This window comes from Reyranella sp., assembly GCF_036558665.1.
GTDB lineage: Bacteria > Pseudomonadota > Alphaproteobacteria > Reyranellales > Reyranellaceae > Reyranella.
The window spans coordinates 1-22,256 of the sequence record NZ_DATBFE010000019.1 but is presented as its reverse complement, the minus strand read 5'-3'; the positions used below and the strand labels follow the sequence as shown (position 1 = coordinate 22,256).

Sequence of the window (22,256 nt, the reverse complement as noted above, 5' to 3'; positions counted from 1 at the left end):
CCGCGTGGTTGCCGCTTCGCAACCCTGCCCGTCACCCGGCTCGCCGCGATCGGCCCGGCTTCGTTTCCGGCCTGGGCGTGATCAGCGGCGGAAGCGGCCGGCGCGCGAATTCCCTCGCCTTGCGCGGCGGCATGCCGAGGCCGGACAGGATCGAGCTGACGGCGGCGATCGCGTGATGCCGGGGTGCCAGGCGCGAGGCCACGCGGCGCATCGCCTGGATCACCGTGCCGCTGATCAGGTCGAGGGCCGCGGCGTCGCTGACGATGTGCAAATCGTTCTGCTGAACGCCGAGCCGCAGGTCGGCGAGAATGTAGGTGCCGATCTGCTTCAGCAAGGCGGGCGTCGCGACCGCGACCTCCGAGACCAGCAGAGCCCATGCCGGGCTCTCCTCGGCGAGCCAGATGAAGCGGCGGCAGCCGATCGCCACGCGCTCGGCGCCGCGCGGCACGGAGGCGCAGCTGTCGACAATCCGCTGGCAGAAGGTATCGGCGATCCAGATGGCGACGGCCTGGACGATCTCGCTCTCCGAGCGGAAGTGGTTGTAGATCGTCACCGGCGTCATTTCCGCCGCGGCGGCGATCTCCCGGATCGTGGCCCTCGTCATGCCGCGCGCGGAGTAGACGCGCGCCGCCGCCGTGATCAACTGCCGGCGCGTCCGCTCCCGCTTGCGCGGACGCGTCGAGGGCTCCGGGGCAGAGGCCAGCACCGCCGGCAGCGGCGGAAACGGCGCCGATCTGGTCTTGCGCATGTTCGTCATTTTTTAATTGATGTTTAAAAAATGGTGTAGCATATAATATTGCACTGTCACTTCAACGAGTGGAGACGCCGTTGCCCGAGGACACGAATGCGCCGGCGGGCGCGAAGCGTCGCGATTTCCTGAAGACGGCCGGCGCGATGTCGGCCTCGCTGCTCGGCCCCACGGTGATCGGCCCCACGGTGATCGGCCCCACGGTGATCGGATCGGCGCACGCCCAGACGCGGCCGCCGGCGCCGGCGGCCGCGAAGAGCCGCACGGGATTGAACATCCTGTTCGTCTTCACCGACCAGGAGCGCTACCACGCGAGTTGGCCCAGGGGTCTCGCGCTGCCCGGCCACGAGCGACTGCAGAGGAGCGGCGTCACCTTCACCAACCACCAGTGCCCGGCGACCATGTGCACCTCGTCGCGCGCAGTGATGCTCACCGGGCTGCAGACCGCCGACAACGGCATGTTCGAGAATCTCGACGTGCCGTGGATGCGCGACTTGTCGACCGATCATCCGACCTTCGGCCACATGCTGCGCAAGGCCGGCTACTACACGGCCTACAAGGGCAAGTGGCATCTCAGCCGCGACTTCGACACCCGTTCGGTCGAGAAGTTCATGACGCCGCGAATGGAGCGCTACGGCTTCGCCGACAATTTCTCGCCCGGCGACCTGATCGGCCATACGCTGGGCGGCTACAGCTTCGACCAGATCACCGCCGGCAGCGCCATCAACTGGCTGCGCACAAAAGGCCGGCCGCTCGCCGACGACGGCAAGCCCTGGTGCATGGTCGTGAGCTTCGTCAATCCACACGACGTCATGTACTTCAACACCGACGCGCCGGGCGAGAGCGTGCAGGATACCGGCCGGCTGCGCCTGCATGCGGCGCGCGCGCCCGAGCATGCGCTCTACAGGGCGAGCTGGGACGTGCCGATCCCGGCCAGCCTGCGCCAGCCGTTCGACGCGCCGGGCCGGCCGAAGGCGCACGGCGAGTTCGACCGCATCTGGGACTACATCCTCGGCAACGTGCCGCTCGAGGATGCGCGCTGGAAGCGGTTCAACGACTACTACGTCAACTGCATCCGCAACGTGGACCAGCAGATCGAGGCGCTGCTGGCCGAGCTCGACGGGCTCGGTCTGGCCGGCAACACGATCGTGATCTTCACGTCGGATCACGGCGAGATGGCGGGCAGCCACGGCCTGCGCGGCAAGGGCCCGTTCGCCTACGCCGAGACCACGCACCTGCCGCTCCACATCGTTCATCCCGACGTCGCGGGCGGCCAGCAGTGCCGCGCCCTCTCGGGCCATATCGACCTCGCGCCGACCCTGCTGTCGATGGCGGGTGTGACGCCCGATCGGGCGGCGGAGATCGCGGGCCGCGCCCTTCCCGGCAAGGACCTGTCGCCGCTGCTTTCCAATCCGGCGAGCCGGCCGGTCGACGCTGCGCGCCCGGCCGCGCTCTTCACCTACAGCGGGCTTGCGAGCAACGACGCCAGCGTGTTCGACTTCGCCGCCAGGGCGATCATGGCGGGCAAGGACCCGAAGGAAGAAGCCAAGAAACAGGGCTTCCGCCCCGACCTCAAGAAGCGCGGCACCGTGCGCAGCGCCTTCGACGGCCGCTGGCGCTTCACGCGCTACTGCGCGCCGGTCGACCGCAACAGCCCGGCGACGCTCGACGAGCTCTTCAAGTGGAACGACGTCGAGCTCTACGACCTCGAAAGGGATCCGGGCGAGATGACCAACCTCGCCGCGGACCGCGCGAGCAATGCCGGGCTGCTGCTCGCCATGAACGGCAAGCTCGAGGCGCTGATCCGGGCCGAGATCGGCAAGGACGACGGCCGCGAGATGCCCGACATCCCCAACATCACCTGGGGCGTCGACAAGGTCGACCTGTAGCGTGGCTTGCGGCAGTTGACGGGCCGTCGGATCGGGGTCACGCTCTGTGCGTGTAGCCCGGCGCAAACGGCAACTCATGCGACAGGAGGCGTTTGCATGATCGTGCGCAGCATCACTTTCACCCTGGCCGTCGCCGGACTGTCGCTCGGCATGTCGGCCGCAGCGCGGGCCGACGACGAGCTCATGAGCTTGTGCATGGCGACCGCCGACCAGAAGACGTGCCAGTGCATGTCCACCAAGATCCCGCCCGAGAAGCGGGCGTCGGCGATCGTGGCCATGCGCAAGTCGAACGATGCCATCGTGACCGGCACCCCGCTCGATCCGTCGACTCTTTCGCAGGAGCAGATGCAGGGGCTCGATGCCGTGGTGCTGGCGCAAGCCTCGTGCATGTAGGGCCGCCGGCGCGGACGCGCCGCGGCACCTGCCAGACGGACGCGGCGCCTAGTTCGTCCTGGGCTTGCCCGCGGCGACCGAGAAGGCGCTCTCGCCCTGCAGGACGTCGCCACCGTTCAGCGCATTCACCATCCAGTGCAGCGTGTAGTCGCCGGGCTCCAGCGCCGCGGATCGCGCGAACAGCACTTCGGGCGCCGCGTTCAGCCGCGGATGCAGGGTCTGCACGACCTCGGCGCCGCGCTTGATGAGGAGCGTCGAGCGCACGTGGTCCACCGGCTTGTCGAAGCGCACGAAGAAGCCGGTGCTCTGGGCATCGATGGTGGCGTCCTTGGCCGGCCCCGTCTCGACCACGCGCAGGCCCTGCGCCCGGGCCTCGGACTGCACGGCCAGCGCCGCCGCGGCTGCCAACGCAAAAATCGCAAGCTGTCGAACGATCATGCCGGTCTCCCCCCGAAGACGATGATCGAGAATAGTCGCCCCCGGTGCGCCCGGCCATATGATCGTCCGCCGCCTGTGCAGGGTGTCGACGTCCAACCCCGCTGCATCCGCTCGAAACCGGCGTCGCCTGCTCTCTCCTCGCCAGGTCCACTGCGGCCGCCGAGCATCGCTTCGCAGCGGTGCTCTCTCACCGCGGCGAGCATTGCCGCACTGGCCTCCGCGAACGCGCCTGAGTTGATTTTCCGGAGCGAAGTTACCATCATCGCCATGGTAGCGTTCTGTTTGACAAGAGGGCTCTGGCACCCGCCAGCGCCAAAACCTGCAAAATGGGAGATCGACGATGATCTGTCGTACGTTGACGTTGGCGGCAGCGGCCACCGTGCTTGCTACTTCACTTGCTGGTTCAGCTTTCGCGGCTCCGATGGATGACTCTGACTACTGCCAGCTATTGAGCAGATTGTATCGCATATATGCGCGCAGCGGCCAGATCGACGTCGGCGCCGCGAATGCAATGCATGATTGCGACACGGGCAAGGCAGGCGCTGCGATTCCAGTATTGGAGAAGGTTTTGACGGATAACCGGGTCAAGATCCCGCCGCGCTAGCGGCCGACAGGTGGTCGGCTGACGCAACGGCCGACCACCCGTCATGCCGTGCTCAACGGCAAACGCACGCGGGGACCCGCGGCAGAGGAAGTTGAGGCGCGCCGGTCGGGATGCGGCCGTATTCAGTGGCCGGTGAACACCAGCGTCTGCACCGGAAGCAGCAGCGCCTGGATCCGCAGTATGGCGGCATGCACGATGCCGACGGCGTCGACCACGTGCAGGAAGAGCGCTCGCGACGCGCCGGGGTGGCCCGAGGCGAGTTCGTGATGGTTGTCGGTGTAGGCGTTGGCAATGCAGGTGCCGCCGGGTGGGACACCCTCCAGCCCGCCCACGTACAGCGGCTCGAGGAACGCAGTGATGGTTCCGGGCCGGGCCGTTTGCGACACGTCGATCAACTGGTCGGTGGGCCGGTACTGTCCCGCGGCGATCACGTCCTGCACGTCCGTCACCACCATCGGGATGATGGCAAACGGCCTGCCGACACAGGTTACCTCGGCAATCATGCCCTTCTTGATCACCTGGGCCTCGATTTGCCCGAATCCGGCGACCAGCGCCAACCGTCCTGCCGTGGCGGGAACCAGGATGCCGGCGGGCCGGATCATGGGATTCACCACGTCGCCCTTGCGCAGCGTGAACTGCTGGACCGTTCCGGTCACGCCGGCCCGCACGACGGTCTTGCCGAGATCGACTTCCGCCTCGGCAAGCGCTGCCTCGGCGCTCGCCTTCTGCGCCGGCAGCAGGGAATCGAGCTTGGTCTGCAGCGTCTCCTTGTTCGCGCGCGCCGCGTCGATCGCGCCGTGCAGCCGGTCCGCGTTGATCTCGAGCTGTTCGATTTCCCGGGGCGACACCGTATTCGGACTGCGCTGCCGCAGCTCGACCTTGGTCTCGAGCTCCCTCAGCGTCTGACGATAGGCGCCTTCGGCCTGCCGGATCTGGCCGTCTGCCGCGACGAGTTCGGTCCTCGCCACTTCCGTTGCCGCGTTGACTTCGGCGATGTTCCGGCGAGCCGTTTCGACGGCCGCCTGCTGCCGCGAGCTGTCGAGGCGGAACAGCGGCTGACCGGCCTCGACCTTGTCGTTGATGCCCACGTAGACGTCCGCGACGCGGCCGTTCGTCTCGGGCAGGATCGTCACCGTCCGATACATCGCGGTGACCGCCTTGGTCGCCGGATGGAAGTAGAAGATGAGCGTCACGAGGGAGATGGTGAGCATCAGGCAGGCCGTGATCCCCCACCGCAGCTCGAACCACATCGTGTAGAGATTGATCTCCCGGCCGATGCGCTTGCCCTGCGCGTAGCGGCGGAAAAGGTAGTCCGGCAGGATCGTGAGCATTGAGCAGAGCATCAGCTCGATCATGTGTCACTCCGCGCTGGTAACCCTGTCGGCGACCGGCCGGCTCGCGGCGACCGGTTCGCGCACCGCCGCGCCCTGCCCTGCCTCCCGAACCTCGCCGCGCCGATCGAGCTGCGGCTGCGGCTCCGGCTCGCCGCGCGGCCGATCCTCCACCGGCTCGCCGCGCAGCCCATCGCCGCGACGAGCGAGCTTTTCCAGCGACTCGGCCATCGACGCGACCGGCGTCGAGAAGTCCGGCAACTGGACGAAGGCGAGAAGCAGGGCGGCGATCCAGAACAGGTGCTCGTGCGTGAACAGCGCCAGCAAGGCGAGGATCGCCACGATCTCCATCTGCACCTTGTTGGTGCGGTGCGCCACGCGCTCGGGCAGCGCATGCAGGTGCAGGTAGAGGAGGCCGATGCCGAGCACGATGCCGATCAGCAGGACCACGGTCACGACGAACAACACGTCGGTCTGGCCGGGCGCCGTGACGAAGACCGGCAGGTGATCGATTGCGCCGGGATGCGTCTGTTCCAACGACCGAACCTCTATGCCTGGTTGCGACGCGAACTCAAACTCGTCTCGCCAGCACGCTATACCGGCGGAGCGGCGGTGTCACTTCAATCACGACCGGGATGACCCTGCGGGTCGTCATCGCAATGATCCTCCCAGGCCCTGAAGATCGGGCACGCGGGCGAGCACCAGATCCTTCGGCAGGAGGTCGAGGCGTTCGAGCGTGAGGTCGAGCAGCTCCAGTTCGTCGCGCAACGCCGGACCCCGGGCTTCCGGCAGGACGACCAGAAGGTTCTCGAGCATCGCCCGGAGGCGCCGCGCCACCTGGAAATTCTGCGCGCCGTACAGCCGGATCTCCCGGCACGAGAGGTGCACGAAGTCGTCCCAGCTCGCGGTCCGGAAGATCACCCGCGTCTCGCCGGCGTCGCCCCGGAGCACGTCGTCGTGCAGATGGCGTCGCCCGGTGACGCGCAGCAGGCGATGGAGCTGGTCGATCGCGAGGACGGCGGTCGTGGGATCGTTGATCGCCTTGGACAAGGCCTTGATGGCGATGTCGACGATGACACGGAAAGCGAACGTCGCGTCCTGCTCGATCGTCCGCTCCGGCCCCATCGCCACGGCGGCCCTGAGCTTGCCCTCGTCGGCCGCCGCGGCGCCGCCGTAGAGCAGGAACAGCGGCTCGCCCACGGAGGCGAAATCGCCGACCTGGTAGGCGAACTCGATGATGCCATCGGTACGCTTGGCTTCGCGCAGCAACGTGTCGAGATCGACGGCCAGCACGATCGCCGATATGCCGCTGTGCACGATGAACCGATCGGGACCGCGGGGCACCGGCCGTGGCGGCGTCGGCACATGGCGCTCCCTGATCTTGACGGGGTAGACCGCGTCGATGACGGCGAGCCCCTCCTCGCCGATGCGCCAGACGATGCTGACCGGCCGCAGCAGCCGCGCCGCATAGTCGATCAGATAGAGGAAGGCCGCGAGCGAGAGGCCGGCCAGCACGAAGGCGACCAGCAGGAGGAGATACGGCACATCGTCCTGCGTCCTGGCGAGCGTGCCGATGCCGAAGGCCAGCGTGAAGACGAACAGGGCGACGACCGACCGGATCGAGTTGTCGCGCAGCAGGGTCGTGGCGATGACCCGCGGCGTGAGCTGGGCGCTCGCCACCTGGATGGCCACCAGGAGCGAGCTGAAGGTGAAGACGATGAAGGAGAGCGTCGCCGTGATGATCGCCTGCAGCGCGATCTGCGCGACCGGCACTTCCACCACCCAGCTCCACGACCAGCCCAGCCATTCGTCGACCCGGCCGAGAATGCGGATCGCCACCATCGCCGCGAGGTAGGCCGCGAGCGGTATGACCCAGAGCGCCGACCTGACATAGCTCCGCAGCGCGTATCGCCTGTTCCAGCCCATTGCTCCCCGCATCCGGCCTATCGATCGATCTGAAGGAAAATATCACACGGCCACGGCGTGCGGGCCTCGAATGCGCGATGGCCTCCGTGCGCCCGAGGAGCGCCGGCGGGCCGGGCTGGAACCGAACGGCTGCCAGGAGAGCGTTCTGGCCTGAACCTCCGTTGCGTGTAAAGTTGCGATGGGTCGGCAGGGAAGTTCGTTCATGTCCGGAGTGCGAGTCGCAATCGTCATCGTGGCCTGCATCTGCGGCGTCCCCGCGGCGGCGCAGCAGTCGGACAGGTCCAAGCCCGCCCGCGCGGAATTCGCCTGCCTCAACGCGGCGCGCGACGACTACCAGAGCTCCAAGCTCGCGCTGCTCAAGATGCCCGCCCCGCGCACCATCCAGGCGATCGTCTCGGAACGCCGGGTCGAGGAGGAATACTGCCTGCGCGTCGCGCGCTGCGTCACCAGGGGCGACACCAGTGCGACCGGCGACATCCAGGCCTCGGTCGAGTTCGCCGCCTGCCTCGAGGAGGTTACGCTCGACAAGTACGACGCCAAGAAGCGCGGCGACTGAGGATGGGTCGCCGTCTTGCCGCCGCGCCAACCGCTCATCCATCGAGGATGGCCCGTGCGGAGAATGGATGCCATACTCTCCGCAGAAGATGCGGACACTACAGTGACGGGCGCGAACGCGTCCACTACCGGGCCGGCCCGCCGTCTGCGGCGCGAGGTGCAGGCATTCCTGCGTTGGTTCAACGACAAGGACACCGCGGTCGATCCGGTCCTGAAGGCGGCGATCGCGCATCTCTGGTTCGTGACCGTCCATCCCTTCGACGACGGCAACGGCCGGATCGCGCGCCATCGCCGACATGAGCCTCGCCCGCTCTGAGGGAAGCCCGCAACGCTTCTGCAGCATGTCTGCCCAGATCCGCGTCGAACGCAATCGCTACTACGCCATCCTCGAGGCGACCCAGAGAGGCGATCTCGACATCTCCCATTGGCTCGACTCGTTCCTCGCCTGCCTGGAACGGGCTTTCGCCAGCGCCGAACAAATCTTCGCTACCGTCCTGCCCAAGGCCGACTTCTGGCGCAAACATGCAACCACCCGCCTCAACGCGCGTCAGCGTGACATGCTCAACCGCATGCTCAGTGGCTTCACTGGCAAGCTCACATCGACCAAATGGGCGAAGATCGAGGAGTGCTCCGCCGACACGGCGCTCCGTGACATCGCCGATCTCGTGGACTGCCGCATCTTCCGCAACGATCCTGCCGTTGGCCGCAGCGCGCGCTATTCTCTGAGGGATGATTGAGGCGCGCTGACATGCCCCGCTACTGGCCCGCCTCCCTAACAAACATCAGCAGCCGCTTGAATTCTTCATTGTCACTGGCGCCCTTCCACGAGTTTATGAACCTGCAAACGACTTGGAGGTTTCCCGGCACGTAGTGGCCATTGCTATCAATCCTGTCAGGCGAGGGTAGCAACGCTCTGTCCGGCTCCGCACTGACGAAATCGAAAGGGATGCCCGTCAGCGCACATCGATTGCCCTGGAGGTCGAGCAACGATGCAAGGAGTTCATCCAGTTGCAATGGGTTCAGACTTGTCTCCTTGTTCTTGATCGTCTTCTCCATGAGCTGCCCGTTGGAATATTTTACCGTATTCAAGATTGACAATCGCATGTCGACGATTGCCTTCTGACGCGCACTGAGGACCCTTCCGGCATCCGCCTTGGCAGCATTGCTGCTATGACCCGGGTCGTCCTTTAGCCTTGCCAACAGCCAACAGAATGAATGGGCATCAATCAGCCGGACGTTAGTTAGTCCCGGAAGTGCCGCCAACGCTGACTGGATCGCGCCTAGGGCAGCATTGAACTGCTGATAGTTGCTCCAAGAGCAGTTGTGCAACGTGACAAGCTCGATGTGCAGGGCCCGAAACGCATGGTCAAAGGTCGTCGGCTGAATTGGGGCGAATCGATCCATATCCTTTAGAAAGAACAGATAGGCGAGCAACGGATACTTGCCGTCTGTCAGCGTCCTCAGACCATCAAAGGCACTACCCTCCTCGTCGGCTTGACCTCGATAAAGGATAAACAGTTCGCTTTCTAGATCTCGTCGAAGCCGTTCGTCCGAGACCGCTTCGAGCAGCACTCTGTGCTCGCGATTCGCGTGTCCATAGCGGTTCTGCCAAAAGACGAGATTGTTGATCAGATTGCGCTGACTATCCTGAATCTCGATCGCGGCGATAACGCATTTCAGAATTTCACCGGAGCCGGCGCTATGTCTTTGCCACTCTTGCGGTTTTAGTAGGGTGAGCGCGTGCTGACGCAGCCGCGGCTTGTAAGCCTCCCAGACAGCAGCAATGCCTTCCCGGAAATTGGTGAACGCATGGCCTTTGTCATTCGCTGCAATCAGACGTTGAAAGCGCGCAAATTGCGCAGGAAAGTTGTCCAATACAAAGCCCATGCTGAAGGTATCCCTCATTTATGATACCAAGGCATCACCGAACAGGAGGGTGGCAACTTTGACGCGGTCGAAAGACGCCGTCATAAACCTTCCGCTCGCTTGTACTAAGAAGTTGTGCCCTCGCAGCGCGAAGCCGGGGCCGAGGGTCGAAGCACGAGTTATTCGCTGGCGGACATCTCCGCCTGCTAGTCTCCAGTCTCTGAATGGTTCAACAGGCAAGCGCCCCTGTGATCGTGACGGCGTTTCCGCGCGAGGTGCGGGAGATCGAGCACACGCTGATCCCGCTCGCCGACGGCACGCGGCTTGCGGCACGCATCTGGCTGCCGGCCGATGCCGAGCGCCATCCCGTGCCGGCGATCCTCGAGTACCTGCCCTACCGCAAGCGCGACGGCACCAACGACCGCGATGCGCTGACCCATCCGTATCTGGCCGGCCACGGCTATGCCGGCGTGCGCGTCGACATCCGCGGCAGCGGCGAATCGGACGGCCTGCTGTTCGACGAGTACACGACGCAGGAGCAGGACGACGCAATCGAGGTGATCGCCTGGCTCGCGCGCCAGCCCTGGTGCAGTGGCGCGGTCGGCATGATGGGGATCTCGTGGGGCGGCTTCAACGCGCTGCAGGTGGCGGCGCGCCGGCCGCCGGCGCTCGGGGCCATCGTCTCGCTCTGCTCGACCGACGACCGATACGCCGACGACGTGCACTACATGGGCGGCGGGCTGCTCGGCGGCGACGGGCTCGGCTGGGCGTCCTTCTTCTTCCGCTCGATGTGCCATCCGCCCGATCCCGGGCTGGTGGGCGAGCGCTGGAGGGCGATGTGGCGCGAGCGGCTCGACAACGTGCCGCTGTTCCTCGAAACCTGGCTCGGACATCAGAGGCGCGGCGCCTACTGGAAGCAGGGATCGATCTGCGAGGACTACGCCGCCGTCCGCTGCCCGACCTTCCTCGTCGGCGGCTGGACCGACGGCTACAGCAACGCGATCCCGCGCATGCTCGAGCGGCTCTCCTGCCCGCGCAAGGGACTGATCGGCCCGTGGGCGCATGCCTATCCGCATTTCGCGCGCCCCGGCCCGCAGATCGGCTTCCTGCAGGAGATGCTGCGCTGGTGGGACCACTGGTTGAAAGGCATCGACACCGGCGTCATGGACGAGCCGATGCTGCGCGCCTGGATGACGGAAAGCGTGAAGCCCGCCAGGCATCACGAGATCCTGCCGGGCCGCTGGATCGAGGAGCCGTGCTGGCCGCCGCCGGACCGCGCCGTGCATCGCCTGTTCCTCAGCGACGGCGGGCTCGTGACAAAGGGGGCGCCGCTCGACCCGCGGCCGATCTCGACGCCGCAGACCGTGGGCAAGGAGGCGGGCCAATGGTGCCCGTTCGGCGGCGGCGACGACCAGGCCGGTGACCAGCGCGGGGACGACGCGCGCTCGCTCACCTTCGAGACCGCGCCGATCGAGCGCACGTTCGAGCTGCTGGGCGCGCCGGTGCTCGACCTCGAACTCGCCTGCGACAAGCCGGTCGCCCATCTTGTGGCACGGCTCTGCGATGTCCGTCCCGCGGGCCAATCCACGGGCGAGTCGCTGCGCCTCTCGTATGGCATCCTGAACCTCGCGCACCGCGACGGCCACGAGACGCCGGCGCCGCTCGTCGCCGGCCGGCGCTACCGGGTGCGCCTGCAGCTCAACGATGCGGGCGCGGTCCTGCCCGCCGGCCACCGGATTCGCCTCGCGCTCTCGACCAGCTACTGGCCGCTCCTGTGGCCGGCGCCCGAGCGCGCGACGGTTACGATCCTGCGCGGCGCTCTCGACCTGCCAATCAGGCCGTCGCGCGTCGAGACCGCGCCGCGCCCGTTCGCGGAGCCGCAGACCGCGCCGCCCGACAGGATCACCACGGTCGCGCCGGGCGTGAAGCGCATCGACCGGCTGGGGCTCGAGCTCGGCACGCACGGCCGCTCGCGCTGGCACGTCGAGGACGACGATCCCACGAGCGCCGTCGCCGAGCTTGCCCACACCGACACGCTTGCGCGCGGCGACTGGACGATCCGGATCGAGACGCAGCTTCGCCTCTCCTGCACGCGCGAGACGTTCCTCGTGCACGCGAGCCTGCGCGCCTGGGAGGGTGCGAACCAAGTCTGCTCCCGCACCTGGGACCGCCGCATCGCGCGCGATTGCCTGTAGATCCCTCATGCTCTTCCGGACCGCGAGCCTCCGGCTCGCATCATCGCCAAGAGCGAGCGGGACGCTCGCGATCCACAAAAGCATGAGCGCTCCGGTGTCGTCCTCTTGCGGACCGCGAGCGTCTCGCTCGCATCATGTTCATGATCGAGTCGCGCGTAGTCTCCGCGCCGGGACGCTCGCGGTCCCTATGACCTAGCCGTCGGGCTCGGTCTCGAAGGTCTCGCCGCCTTCGGGCAGGATGACCCAGGGTTGCTTGCTGCGGATCCAGAAGTGCGTCGTCGGCCGCACCCACGAGACGTCGTCCAGCGTTCCCGCCCGCACCCGGCGGCCACCATCTCCCGTCGCGTTGCAGAGCCACGAGCCGCATTCGGGGCAGACCAGCCGGCCGACGACCCGGCCGCTGTCGGCGATGCGCCGGATGGGCCGGGGCTCGGCGCCCGACAGACGGAAGGCCGCGTCATCGACCAGAACCACGATCGAGAAGGCGCTGCCGCTCCAATGCTGGCAGGCGGTGCAATGGCAGGTGTAGACCGCCCGCGGAGCGGCGGTGATCTCGTAGCGGACCTTGCCGCACTGGCAGCCGCCGGTCTGGGGAAGCTTCATGGCATCCCCAGCGGAAAGCGCCCGGTTTGCCGGGCGCCCCGGCCTGCGGCGCACGGCAAAAGCGTCAAGCGACCTGACGCCGGGCCGCTGCCGCCATGTCGGGCTGCTTGTGGAACTGGCCGTCCTTCATGACGGCGAGCAGCTTGTCCGCATCCTGCAGGATCTTCACGTTGGTCAGCGGATTGCCGTCGACCAGCAGGATGTCGGCGAGATACCCGGGCCTGATCTGGCCCAGTTCGTTGCCCATCATCATGATCTCGCCGCCCAGTTTGGTGGCCGAAAGGATCGCGTCCATCGGCGAGAAACCCAGCAGGCTGACGAAGTGCTCGATGTCGCGGGCGTTGGTTCCGATCGGGTTCCAGGCGAAGCCGTAGTCGCCGCCGGGCAGGATGCGGACACCGCGCTTCTTCAGCTCCTTCATGTTGCCGATGGCGACTTCCAGCTCGCGCCGTATGCCCAGGCTCTCCGCCACCTGGGTGGTGATGCCCCACTTGGTGGCTTCGTTGAGCGTCGTGTAGCTGATGCCGAGCGTGGGCGCGACGAAGACACGGTCCCTGGCGGCCTCGAGCTGGGCGCAGGCCTCGTCGTCGACGAGCGTGGCGTGATAGATGACCTCGACGCCGTGCTTGAGGCTGAGCTTCACCGACTCCGCGCTGCGCGCGTGAGCGGCCACGCGCTTGTCGTGCATGCGGCCGACTTCGCATACCGCCTCGATCTCCGCTTCCGTCATCACCGTATGGTGCGCCCGGCAATGGGGCACGAACTCGTCGCCCGACGGGTTGATCTTGAGCGTATCGACGCCCTCGCGAACCATCTCGCGCGCCGTCTTGCGGAACTCCTCGGGGCCGTCGCAGATGATGGCGAACGTCTCCCGATGCATGTGGCGCAGGCGCACATCGCCCAGCCCCGCCGTCGTCGCCAGCTCGGGACTGGCCGCACGCGTGCGCGGTCCCGGAATGTCGCCCGCGTCGATCGCGTTGCGGATCACGACGTCCAGGCGCGCCTTGGCCGACGCCGCGCTGTTGCAGGCGGTGAAGCCCTGTTCCAGGAGTTTGCGCGCGTTCTTGGCGGTGCGCAGCGTGTGTTCCTCGGGCGGCACGAAGCCCAGGCTTTCGAGGTCCGCGGTGTCGAGGAAGGTGAGATGCGAGTGGGCCTCGACCAGGCCGGGCATCAATGTGGCGCCGCCACCGTCCACCATGTGGGCGCCGTCGGAGGCGACGGCCGTGCCCTGCGGGGCAACGGCCTTGATGCGGTTGCCTTCCACCAGCACCTGGCCGGTGAACGGCGGCGCGCCCGTGCCATCGAGCACGTTGACATTCTTGAACAGGACTTTAGCCATGGCTTGCCTCCTCCCTCGCCCAGACCAGGTTGACGCCGGTCTGTGGCGCGAAAAACTGGAGCTTCCCCGGATCGATCGCAAACGGGGTCACGCTGTCGACCTCGATCGCCATGTGCGCCGGCACCGTCGCCTTCAAGGAGTGTTCATTCACCTTGAGGGTGACGATCTTCTCCACACCGTGATTTTCCACCCCGTACACCCGGCCTTCAAGTCCCCCGCCCGGTCCCAACAGGACGTCCTCCGCGCGCACGCCGAGTGTCATGCGGTCCAGGCCCTCGGGCAGCCGCCTCGCGACTGCGGCCGCCACCGGTATCTCCAGCTTGCCGGGAGCGACCGTCACCTTGCCGTCCCGGAGGGCCCCGGACAGCAGGTTCATGGCCGGTGAGCCGACGAAGGTGGCCACGAAGGTGTCGCGCGGCCGGTTGTAGATCTCGTGCGGCGTGCCGATCTGGACGATGCGGCCGTGATTGAGCACGCCGATCTTGTCGCCCATGCTCATGGCCTCGACCTGATCGTGGGTGACGTAGAGGAAGGTGGCGCGGAACTTCATCTGCAGGTCCTTGAGCTCGGCACGCAGGATCTCGCGCAACTTGGCGTCGAGGTTGGACAGCGGCTCGTCCATGAGGAAGACCCGGGGCTGGCGCACGATCGCGCGGCCGAGCGAGACGCGCTGCATCTCGCCGCCGGAAAGCCGGTCGGTCTTGCGCTCCAGCAGGTGCTCGATGCGCAAGGTCTGTGCCGCCCGCGCCACCCGGCCGGCTATTTCCGTGGCGCCGAGCCGGCGCTGCCTCGACTTCAGCGGGAACTCGAGGTTCTGGCGCACGGTATAGTGCGGATAGAGGGAGTAGTACTGGAACACGAGCGCGACGTCGCGCTCGGCCGCGCTCCATCGCCCCACGTCCTCGCCTTCGATCAGGATCGAGCCCGAGTCGGGCGCGTCCAGTCCCGCGATCAATCGCAGCGTCGTGGTCTTGCCGGCGCCGGTCGGTCCCAGCAGGACGAAGAATTCGCCGTCGCCGACGTCGAGACTGAGGTCGCTGAGCGCGGTGTGCCGGCGAAACCTCTTGTTGATGTTGCGCAACTCGACGTGGGCCATCTGTGCTCACAGCCTGACCTGCAGGGATTCACCGCTGCGGCGATCGAAGAAGTGGGTCTGCTTCTCGTCGAGGCGAGCCCATACCGCTCTCCCCGCCTTGTCGACGTAGCCGCTGGTGGTGCGCGAGCGAAAGAGCTGGGTGCCGAACCTGAGATCGACGATATCGTAGGGACCCAGCCGCTCGATGATGTGGGCCTCCGCCGGGAAGTAGCCGTCGCCCGGCTGGAGCGCCACCAGCACCCCCTCCGGACGAACGCCGATGGCGAGCCTGTCTTCGCCCTGCCGCCGCCCGGCCATCTTGCGATAGAGCTCGACGGGAAAGCGCTGAACCGCATCGTCCTCGCCCAGCACCACGTCCGTGCAGCCGTCGCCGGGGCGCACCGTTCCATCGACGATGTTCATGATCGGGCTGCCGACGAACTGCGCCACGAACAGGTTGGCGGGATACTGATAGACGTCCGCGGGCAGCCCGACCTGCTGCAGCACCCCGTCGTTCATGATGGCGATCCTGTCGGCCATGGCCATGGCCTCGACCTGATCGTGAGTGACATAGACGGTGGTGGCCTCGTTCTCGATGTGGATGTGCTTCAGCTCGGCCCGCATCTCCTCGCGCAGCTTGGCATCGAGCGCGCCCATCGGCTCGTCCATCAGCAGGGCCTTGGGCCGGCGCACCAGCGCCCGCCCGATGGCGACGCGCTGCATGTCGCCGCCGGACAGCGCCGACGGCCGCTTGCCCAGCAGGCCTTCGATGCGCAGCGCGCTGGCGACCTCGCGCACGCGCCGGTCGACGACGCTCCTCTTCTCGTTCGTGGCGCGCAGGGGAAAGGCAATGTTTTCGTAGGCGGACAGATGGGGATACAGGGCGAAGAGCTGGAACACGAAGGCGATATCGCGATCGGCGGCCTGCCGGCTCTGCATCGGCCGGCCATCGATCAGGATCTCTCCGCTGTCGATTTCCTCCAGTCCGGCGATCGCTCGCAGCGTCGTCGTCTTGCCGCACCCGGATGGCCCCAGCAGCACGAGAAACTCGCGATGGCGGATCTCAAGGTTGAGCTTGCGGACGATGTAGCTCTCGCCGAAATACTTCTCGACGTCGCGGAGCACGATGTCGGCCATCACGACGACCGCGACAGGTGGGCCACGACCGTTGCCATCTTCAGGCGCGCTCCTGGTCGTCCTCGGGCAGCGGCTTGATCTTGGAGAAGATCGAGAAGCCGACCAGTCCGGCGAGCGTGACGGTCACGCTGTAGAGATGCAGCAGGCGGCTCCAGGGCTGGCACAGGAACACGATGCCCAGCACCATCAACCACATGCTGCCGGGCTCCAGGTACTTCGCGCTCAGTTGTCGGAACGTCATTGCTGCACTCTTCGATCCATGGCTTTTCCCGGCCGGCGCATCACTTCCTGATCGCCCCGAACGTCACGCCGCGCAGCAGATGCTTGCGCAACAGGAAGGTGAAGATCGCGACCGGCAGGAGGAACAGGAGGGTGCCGGCGGCGATCGCGGTCCAGTCCGTGATCCCCGATCCGAGCTGCGAGGGAATGTAGGGCGGTGCGGTCTGCGCGCGACGGTTGGTCATCATCAGCGCGAAGGCGTACTCGTTCCATGCGGTGATGAAGCAGAACACGGCGGTCGCCGCGATGCCGGTCGCCGACTGCGGCAGCACGATCTTGAAGAACGCCTCCATGCGCGTGTAGCCGTCGACCAGCGCGGCCTCCTCGTATTCCTTGGGGATCTCGTCGATGAAGCCCTTCATGAGCCAGACCGAGAACGACAGGTTGAAGGCGGTGTACAGGATGATCAATCCGACGTGCGTGTCCACCAGTCCGACGGCGCGGTACATGAGGAACATCGGGATCGCCACGACCACCGGCGGCAACATGCGCGTGCTGAGGATGAAGAACAGCCAGTCCTGCTCGCCCGGCATGCGAAAGCGCGAGAACCCGTAGGCCGTCAACGTGCCCATGGCGACCGCCAGCAGGGTGCTGCTCACCGCGACGATCAGGCTGTTGAGGAAACGACTCGGGTAGGCCGACGGCTCGCTGTTGCCGCGGGAGTCCTTGATGATGCGTTCACCGAGGTCGTAGATCCTCTTCTCCCACCACGGCGCCTTGTCGTAGACCTCGGGCTTGACCGTGCCGATCATCTGCACGCGCTTGGTGAACAGCTTGATGAACGCCGTCACCTCGGGCTCGAACAGGACGGTCGGCGGTACCGTCGTGGCGAGGCTGCGCGGCTTGAATGCCGTCGAGGTAATCCAGTAGATCGGCACCAGATAGACCAGCGTCAGGAGCACGACGGCCACGACCGCGACGTGGTTCAGGGCCTTCTGGCGAGTGGACTGGACGGCCGCCATGCCGGTCAGCGATCCTTGGCGCGGTTGAGGTATTTCACGTAGATGTTGGTGATCGCGAGCACCATGATCAGGACCATGTAGGCGAGCGCGCACGACGGGCCGGTCTGCCACTCCTGGAAGGCCAGCCGATAGAGCTTGATCGCGATCAGCTCGGTGGTCTCCTGGCTGCTCATGATGAACGCCAGGTCGAAGGTCTTGAAGGCCTCCATCGTGCGGAAGATGATGGCGATCAGCAGCAACGGCGCCACCAGCGGCAGCGTGATGCGCGTGAAGGTGAACCAGCGGCCGGCGCGGTCGATCGCGGCCGCCTCGTAGAGATGCGGCGGGATGGCGGACAGGCCGGCCAGGCACAGCAGCATCACGAAGGGCGACCACATCCAGATGTCGGTGATGGCGATGGCGTAGAGCGCCACGTCCGGATCGGAGAGCCAGGCGAAATCACCCAGGCCCAGGGCGTAGTTGATGATGCCCCATGACGGGCTGTAGAGCAGCTCCCAGAACAGGCCGACCACGACCGGCGACATCATCATGGGGACCAGCAGCAGCGTCGTGAACAGGCCCTTGAAGGGGATCCGGCGATTGAGCAGCATGGCGACGCCGAAGCCGACCAGCACCTGGCCGCCGACCGACAGGAGCACGTATCTGGCGGTGACGCTGAAGTTGTTCCAGACATGGTCGTCGTTCAGCAGATCGCGATAGTTCTGCAGCCCGACGAAAGCCGCCGGCGTGTTGGACGAGGCACGGAAGTCGGTGAAGGAGTAGCCGAGCGAGTAGATCAGCGGAAAGATGTTGAAGACGATCAGGAACGCAATCGTGGGAATGATGAACAGATTGCGGATGCTGAGATCGCTGAGACCCCGCCTCGCCGCCAGCGAGCGGGAATCGAGTTTGCTGAACACCTACTACGCCCTCCTCCTGCGCGAGCCCTTCGCGGGGCTTCTTGCGATCGTCGGATCGCGACGGTCGGGCCCGGGCCCGGCGGGAAGAGCACGCCCTCCCCGCAGGCCCGCACGACCACTCAATACCGCTTGTTCTGCTTGAAGGTCTTTTCCCAGTCGTCGGCAAGACCGTTGAGGGCTTCCTCGGCGGTGCCCTTGGCGCCGACGACGAAGGGATACACGCGCTTGTTCATCTGCTCGAGCAGCGTCGCGTATTCCGGCGTCGCCCAGAAGTCCTTGACCATCAGCATGCTCTGATAGAAGGCCTCGTTGTAGGGCGTGGCCTTGCGGAACTTCTCCGAGCTCAGCACCTTCTCGTTGCAGGTGTAGCCGCCCAGCTCGGCCCAGCGTTGCTGCACGTCGTCGCGGACGAACCATTCGAGCCACTTCAACGCCTGGTCACGCTTCTTCGAGTAGCTCACGACCGACACGCCCTGCCCGCCCAGTGCGGCGAAGCGCGGCTTGCCGCCGGGGCCGGCGGGATTGGCGAAGAAACCCGTGCCCTTGGCGTTCTTGTTCGTCGCCGGATTGGCGAGCGCCGGGAAGAAGGCGAAGAAGTTCATGCTCATCGCCGCCACGCCCTCGGTGATGGCCTGGTTGTCCTCGAGGAAGAAGGCCTTGCCCCAGCCCGGCGGCGCGAACTTGTAGAGATCCTTGTACCACTTCAGCGCCTCGACATTCTGCTTGGAGTTGATGATGTCGCGCACCTTGTAGGTCGAGTAGTTGCCGAGCTCCCCGCCGAAGCTGAAGATCGTCTGCTCGACGCCCATCGCCAGCGCGTCGTAGGTGTTGTCGGTGTACAGCGCCACGCCGTAACGCTTCTCGTTGGGACGGTGGAAGAACTCGGCGATGTCGCGCAGCTGGGTGTAGTCCTTCGGCACGTCGAGGTCATAATGGTACTTGGCCTTGAACGCCGCCTTCTCCTTGGGATCCTCGAACCAGTCCTTGCGATAGGCCCAGCCGTTGGCGTCGCCTTCGAGCGGGATGGCCCAGTATTTCTTGCTGCCCGGCGGATATTCGGCGTAGCCGGCGACGGTGGCCGCCGCCATCGACTTGGCGACGTTGTGCTTGGCGAAGAAATCCGTGAGATCGACGTAGTGGCCGCCGGTCGATCCCGCGCCCAGCCACTGCGAGTCGCCGACGACGAGATCGTACGCGTCGCCCTTGGCGTTGAACTCGGTGAACGCCTTGGTCTGGAAATCGGGCCACGGAACCGTCTCGACGATGACCTTCACGCCGGTCTGCTTCTCGTAGTCCTTCACCAGCTCCTGGAGATAGTTCGCGGGGTCCCATTCGGCCCACAGAATGGTGAGAGTCTCGGCCGCAAGGGCGGCTTTGCCGGCGAGCGAAAATACGGCAGCCGCCAGGAGCCCCAACAATGTGCTTCTTCTCATTGTTCCCTCCTCACACCTCGTTGTTCGGTGTCCCCTCCGGTGCGCCGCTACATCCGGTTGCCATCGTGAAACGAATGTCCCTCCCGTCCTCGCGATCCGGTTCGCGGATGTGCTTCGCGCACGTTTCCCGTTTCGACCATAAATTGAAACGGAATTACGTTACCACCCGACTGGAGGAAATCAATTGTCTTCGCGTGCCTCTTCGAGATCCGCGGAGAAGCGGCCGTCGAAGACGCCCTCCAGGGCGCAGCCGAGTCCGCCCGGGCCTCGCCGGCCTATGCGAGGAGATGGCGAATGCGCTGTTCGAGCTCCTGATAGGAGTACGGCTTGGGAAGGATCGGTCCTTCCTCGCAGAGGTCATGCGCCTGTCGCGCGAGGTTGCGCACGCCCGAGGTCAGCACGAGCTTGATCCGCGGCTGGTGCGTTCGCAGCCACTTGGCCAGCTCGAAGCCCTTCGACTCCCGTCCCGGCCCGAGGTCGATCACCACGATCCGGACCTCGAGATCGGACCGCAGGATGGCCAGCGCCTCGTCCTCGTCCGCCGCTTCGATGACGGCGAAGCCGCAGTCGCGAAGGTAGGCACACACGGCCATGCGGATCAGCACATCCCGCTCGACCACCAGGATCGTCGGCGCTCCGGCCTGACCGCTGTCGGTTTCACTCATGGCGGCCAGAACGAGTGCCTTCCGCGGTCGTTCCCCGGCAACGTCCCGGGACCGGCAATTCCGCATTCTTCGTGCGTGCGCAACCATCGGCCGGCAATTCGGTTATTCCTTCGTCGCGTGCAGTCGGTCTGCGCCGCCAAGAGCGCAGGGCGCGGGGAGGGCAATGGTCAGTAGTGCTGCTGCCGAATCAGGGGGCGATCCCGCCGCGGCTGGCCAACCGGTCGTTCTCGTCGTCGAGGACGAGGTCATGCTGCGCGTCGCCGTCTGCATGTACTTGCGGACGGCCGGCTTCATGGTGATCGAGGCGAGCAACGCCGACGACGCCGTGCGCGTCGTCGAAAGCATCAGGCCGCTTCACCTCGTGTTCTCGGACGTGAACATGCCGGGCTCGATGGACGGCAACGCGCTTGCCCGCTGGATCCTGCAAAGGCACCCGTCGATCAGGGTGCTGCTCACCTCCGCCCGGGGCGACAGGCCGGAAGGGCCGATCCGGTACGTCGACAAGCCCTACGCCTTCGAAGGCCTGGTCCAGACGATTCGCGCGCTGCTCGAGCAGGAGTAGGACGCCTCGCTCATGAGGCGAGCCGGAGGCTCGCGGTCCCGAAGGCTTGCTTCGTCGCCCATGAGGCGAGCCGGAGGCTCGCGGTCCCGCGGTTCTTCTTCCGGACCGCGAGCGTCTCGCTCGCTCGTTCCCGCCGGCCCGACTGCGCGACAAGGTGAACGGCGCGGCCGTACGGTTCTTCTTCCGGACCGGGAGCGTCCCGCTCGCTCGTTCCGCCCGCCCGACTGGCGACAATGTGAACGGCGCGGGGACGGGCGCTGCCCTATGCTCGCGGCGAAACCGGCGGAGGATATCCCATGCGCTCGATCCGCAAGATGGCCGCGGCGCTCGTTGCGGCGGCAGCGATTCCCGCGACCGCACTTCCCCTGGCGGCGATTCCCGCGACCGCGCACGCGGCCGTGCTCGGCGGTTCGTTCTACGCCATGCAGTACGACTATCGCGAATTCTACGCCGTCGCCAACGGCAGGCCGTTCCGCGTCGAGCTCTTCGGCAATCCCTATCCCGGCCTGCCGATGGCCGAGATGGCGCGCCGCCTGCTGCCGGTCCTGCAGGCCAACAAGCCGCCGCCCGACCTCACCTTCACCTACGACGCGCCCGCCGCGCGCCCCCGTCCCGACTATCGCCTGGTGCTGGTGTTCGATGCCGCCCGCAATCTCGACGGGGGCGCGATCTGCAACGGCACGACGCGGTTCAGACCGCCGACCGCGGGCCGCGTCTCCGTGTTCGCGGTCTACTGCCGCGACGAGCAGGCGCTATCGCAGGTCGGCGGCTGGACGACCTCGGCCGCGCCCGACGACGCCGGCATGAGCGACCTCGTGAAGGACCTGTTCAACGTCGTGTTCGAGCGCTCGACCTCGGGCGTGCTGCAGCACGGCCACGGCTTCGTCCGCTAGCACCGCCCTCGGGCGGGCGTCAGTGCCGGAAGCAGCGCACCATCATCGCGACCAGGTCGTCGCGGGCGAAGGGCTTCGCCATGCACGGCGCCTTGTTCAGCCCGGAGGGAAGCGACATCGGCTCGTAGGCCGTCACCACCACGAAGGGCACGTCGCGCTCGGCCAGCAGCAGGGCGAGCGGCGCGCAAATGCCGTCGGGCAGCCGGACGTCGAGCAGTGCGATGTCCAGCTCCTCGTCGTCGGCGAGGTAGAGCGCGAGCTGCAGGCTGGCCGCGGGACCCACGGCCTTTCCTCCCGCCTGCTCGACCATCCGGCGCAGGTCTTCGCCAATGAGAAAGTCGTCCTCGACGATGAGGACGGACTTGCCGTCGAGTGGCGGGAGCTGTCGCCCCATGGCGCATGTCCGGCAGGGCCGAAGCGCTACGCCCGGCGAACGCCCCACACGAGTCGCCAGGCGCGGGCTG

General features: G+C 66.4%; 25 protein-coding genes. 9 read left to right on the top strand and 16 right to left on the bottom strand.

Annotated features, from left to right (window positions below; genetic code table 11):
- Nucleotides 1–31: 31 nt before the first annotated feature.
- Nucleotides 32–748, bottom strand: coding sequence for a helix-turn-helix domain-containing protein (locus VH499_RS03450; protein ID WP_332051291.1), 717 nt, complete (start codon nt 746–748; stop codon nt 32–34).
- Nucleotides 749–828: 80 nt separating this feature from the next.
- Here VH499_RS03450 and VH499_RS03445 point away from each other — a divergent pair, with 80 nt between their 5' ends.
- Together VH499_RS03445 and VH499_RS03440 are read left to right on the top strand one after the other, a co-directional pair.
- Nucleotides 829–2,637: a sulfatase-like hydrolase/transferase gene (locus VH499_RS03445; RefSeq protein WP_332051290.1), complete on the top strand. Its 1,809-nt coding sequence runs from the start codon at nt 829–831 to the stop codon at nt 2,635–2,637.
- Nucleotides 2,638–2,733: 96 nt separating this feature from the next.
- Nucleotides 2,734–3,030 (top strand): hypothetical protein, encoded by a 297-nt coding sequence (locus VH499_RS03440; protein ID WP_332051289.1) that lies wholly within the window; start codon nt 2,734–2,736, stop codon nt 3,028–3,030.
- Nucleotides 3,031–3,078: 48 nt separating this feature from the next.
- Here the strand turns inward: VH499_RS03440 and VH499_RS03435 are convergent, their stop codons facing one another.
- A complete protein-coding gene (locus VH499_RS03435; protein WP_332051288.1) occupies nt 3,079–3,468 on the bottom strand; it encodes a copper resistance protein CopC in 390 nt (129 codons plus the stop codon).
- Between the two features lie 340 nt (nt 3,469–3,808).
- Between VH499_RS03435 and VH499_RS03430 the strand changes: the two genes are divergently transcribed.
- Nucleotides 3,809–4,072 carry a hypothetical protein gene (locus VH499_RS03430; protein ID WP_332051287.1) on the top strand — a complete coding sequence of 88 codons (264 nt, stop codon included), beginning with the start codon at nt 3,809–3,811 and terminating at the stop codon, nt 4,070–4,072.
- A gap of 122 nt (nt 4,073–4,194) precedes the next feature.
- Here VH499_RS03430 and VH499_RS03425 read toward each other — a convergent pair whose 3' ends face one another.
- From VH499_RS03425 to VH499_RS03415, 3 genes are all read right to left on the bottom strand, one after another.
- A complete protein-coding gene (locus VH499_RS03425; protein ID WP_332051286.1) occupies nt 4,195–5,427 on the bottom strand; it encodes an HlyD family secretion protein in 1,233 nt (410 codons plus the stop codon).
- Nucleotides 5,428–5,430: 3 nt separating this feature from the next.
- The gene (locus VH499_RS03420; RefSeq protein ID WP_332051285.1) at nt 5,431–5,940 is read right to left on the bottom strand and encodes a hypothetical protein; all 510 of its coding nucleotides are present in this window, start codon (nt 5,938–5,940) and stop codon (nt 5,431–5,433) included.
- Between the two features lie 114 nt (nt 5,941–6,054).
- On the bottom strand, nt 6,055–7,329 hold the full coding sequence (locus VH499_RS03415) for a DUF2254 domain-containing protein (protein ID WP_332051284.1): 1,275 nt from the start codon (nt 7,327–7,329) through the stop codon (nt 6,055–6,057).
- Between the two features lie 202 nt (nt 7,330–7,531).
- Between VH499_RS03415 and VH499_RS03410 the strand changes: the two genes are divergently transcribed.
- From VH499_RS03410 to VH499_RS03400, 3 genes are all read left to right on the top strand, one after another.
- Entirely contained in the window at nt 7,532–7,885 is a 354-nt protein-coding gene (locus VH499_RS03410; protein ID WP_332051283.1) for a hypothetical protein, read from the top strand.
- A 102-nt stretch (nt 7,886–7,987) separates the two neighbouring features.
- Nucleotides 7,988–8,200, top strand: coding sequence for a Fic family protein (locus VH499_RS03405; RefSeq protein ID WP_332051282.1), 213 nt, complete (start codon nt 7,988–7,990; stop codon nt 8,198–8,200).
- A gap of 25 nt (nt 8,201–8,225) precedes the next feature.
- Nucleotides 8,226–8,621: a hypothetical protein gene (locus VH499_RS03400; RefSeq protein WP_332051281.1), complete on the top strand. Its 396-nt coding sequence runs from the start codon at nt 8,226–8,228 to the stop codon at nt 8,619–8,621.
- Nucleotides 8,622–8,640: 19 nt separating this feature from the next.
- On the opposite strand, the gene VH499_RS03395 is transcribed toward VH499_RS03400, so the two are convergent.
- Nucleotides 8,641–9,789, bottom strand: coding sequence for a hypothetical protein (locus tag VH499_RS03395; RefSeq protein ID WP_332051280.1), 1,149 nt, complete (start codon nt 9,787–9,789; stop codon nt 8,641–8,643).
- 185 nt (nt 9,790–9,974) lie between these two features.
- Here VH499_RS03395 and VH499_RS03390 point away from each other — a divergent pair, with 185 nt between their 5' ends.
- Nucleotides 9,975–11,945: a CocE/NonD family hydrolase gene (locus VH499_RS03390; RefSeq protein ID WP_332051279.1), complete on the top strand. Its 1,971-nt coding sequence runs from the start codon at nt 9,975–9,977 to the stop codon at nt 11,943–11,945.
- 192 nt (nt 11,946–12,137) lie between these two features.
- On the opposite strand, the gene VH499_RS03385 is transcribed toward VH499_RS03390, so the two are convergent.
- From VH499_RS03385 to VH499_RS03345, 9 genes are all read right to left on the bottom strand, one after another.
- Nucleotides 12,138–12,548 carry a GFA family protein gene (locus tag VH499_RS03385; RefSeq protein WP_332051278.1) on the bottom strand — a complete coding sequence of 137 codons (411 nt, stop codon included), beginning with the start codon at nt 12,546–12,548 and terminating at the stop codon, nt 12,138–12,140.
- Nucleotides 12,549–12,612: 64 nt separating this feature from the next.
- Complete coding sequence (locus VH499_RS03380) at nt 12,613–13,887, bottom strand: amidohydrolase family protein (RefSeq protein ID WP_332051277.1); 1,275 nt, start codon at nt 13,885–13,887, stop codon at nt 12,613–12,615.
- Entirely contained in the window at nt 13,880–14,983 is a 1,104-nt protein-coding gene (locus tag VH499_RS03375) for an ABC transporter ATP-binding protein (protein WP_332051276.1), read from the bottom strand. The genes VH499_RS03380 and VH499_RS03375 overlap by 8 nt, the downstream gene beginning before the upstream one ends.
- 6 nt (nt 14,984–14,989) lie before the next feature.
- Entirely contained in the window at nt 14,990–16,099 is a 1,110-nt protein-coding gene (locus VH499_RS03370) for an ABC transporter ATP-binding protein (protein ID WP_332051275.1), read from the bottom strand.
- A 40-nt stretch (nt 16,100–16,139) separates the two neighbouring features.
- Nucleotides 16,140–16,340: a hypothetical protein gene (locus VH499_RS03365; protein ID WP_332051274.1), complete on the bottom strand. Its 201-nt coding sequence runs from the start codon at nt 16,338–16,340 to the stop codon at nt 16,140–16,142.
- 40 nt (nt 16,341–16,380) lie between these two features.
- Entirely contained in the window at nt 16,381–17,340 is a 960-nt protein-coding gene (locus tag VH499_RS03360) for a carbohydrate ABC transporter permease (protein WP_332051273.1), read from the bottom strand.
- A 5-nt stretch (nt 17,341–17,345) separates the two neighbouring features.
- Nucleotides 17,346–18,239, bottom strand: coding sequence for a sugar ABC transporter permease (locus tag VH499_RS03355; RefSeq protein WP_332051272.1), 894 nt, complete (start codon nt 18,237–18,239; stop codon nt 17,346–17,348).
- 119 nt (nt 18,240–18,358) lie between these two features.
- Nucleotides 18,359–19,672, bottom strand: a complete 1,314-nt coding sequence (locus VH499_RS03350; RefSeq protein WP_332051271.1) for an ABC transporter substrate-binding protein — start codon at nt 19,670–19,672, stop codon at nt 18,359–18,361.
- A 275-nt stretch (nt 19,673–19,947) separates the two neighbouring features.
- Entirely contained in the window at nt 19,948–20,337 is a 390-nt protein-coding gene (locus VH499_RS03345; protein WP_332051270.1) for a response regulator, read from the bottom strand.
- A gap of 163 nt (nt 20,338–20,500) precedes the next feature.
- Here VH499_RS03345 and VH499_RS03340 point away from each other — a divergent pair, with 163 nt between their 5' ends.
- Together VH499_RS03340 and VH499_RS03335 are read left to right on the top strand one after the other, a co-directional pair.
- Nucleotides 20,501–20,899: a response regulator gene (locus tag VH499_RS03340; RefSeq protein ID WP_332051269.1), complete on the top strand. Its 399-nt coding sequence runs from the start codon at nt 20,501–20,503 to the stop codon at nt 20,897–20,899.
- 296 nt (nt 20,900–21,195) lie between these two features.
- Nucleotides 21,196–21,792: a hypothetical protein gene (locus VH499_RS03335; RefSeq protein WP_332051268.1), complete on the top strand. Its 597-nt coding sequence runs from the start codon at nt 21,196–21,198 to the stop codon at nt 21,790–21,792.
- 19 nt (nt 21,793–21,811) lie between these two features.
- On the opposite strand, the gene VH499_RS03330 is transcribed toward VH499_RS03335, so the two are convergent.
- Entirely contained in the window at nt 21,812–22,186 is a 375-nt protein-coding gene (locus VH499_RS03330) for a response regulator (RefSeq protein WP_332051267.1), read from the bottom strand.
- Nucleotides 22,187–22,256: the final 70 nt, after the last annotated feature.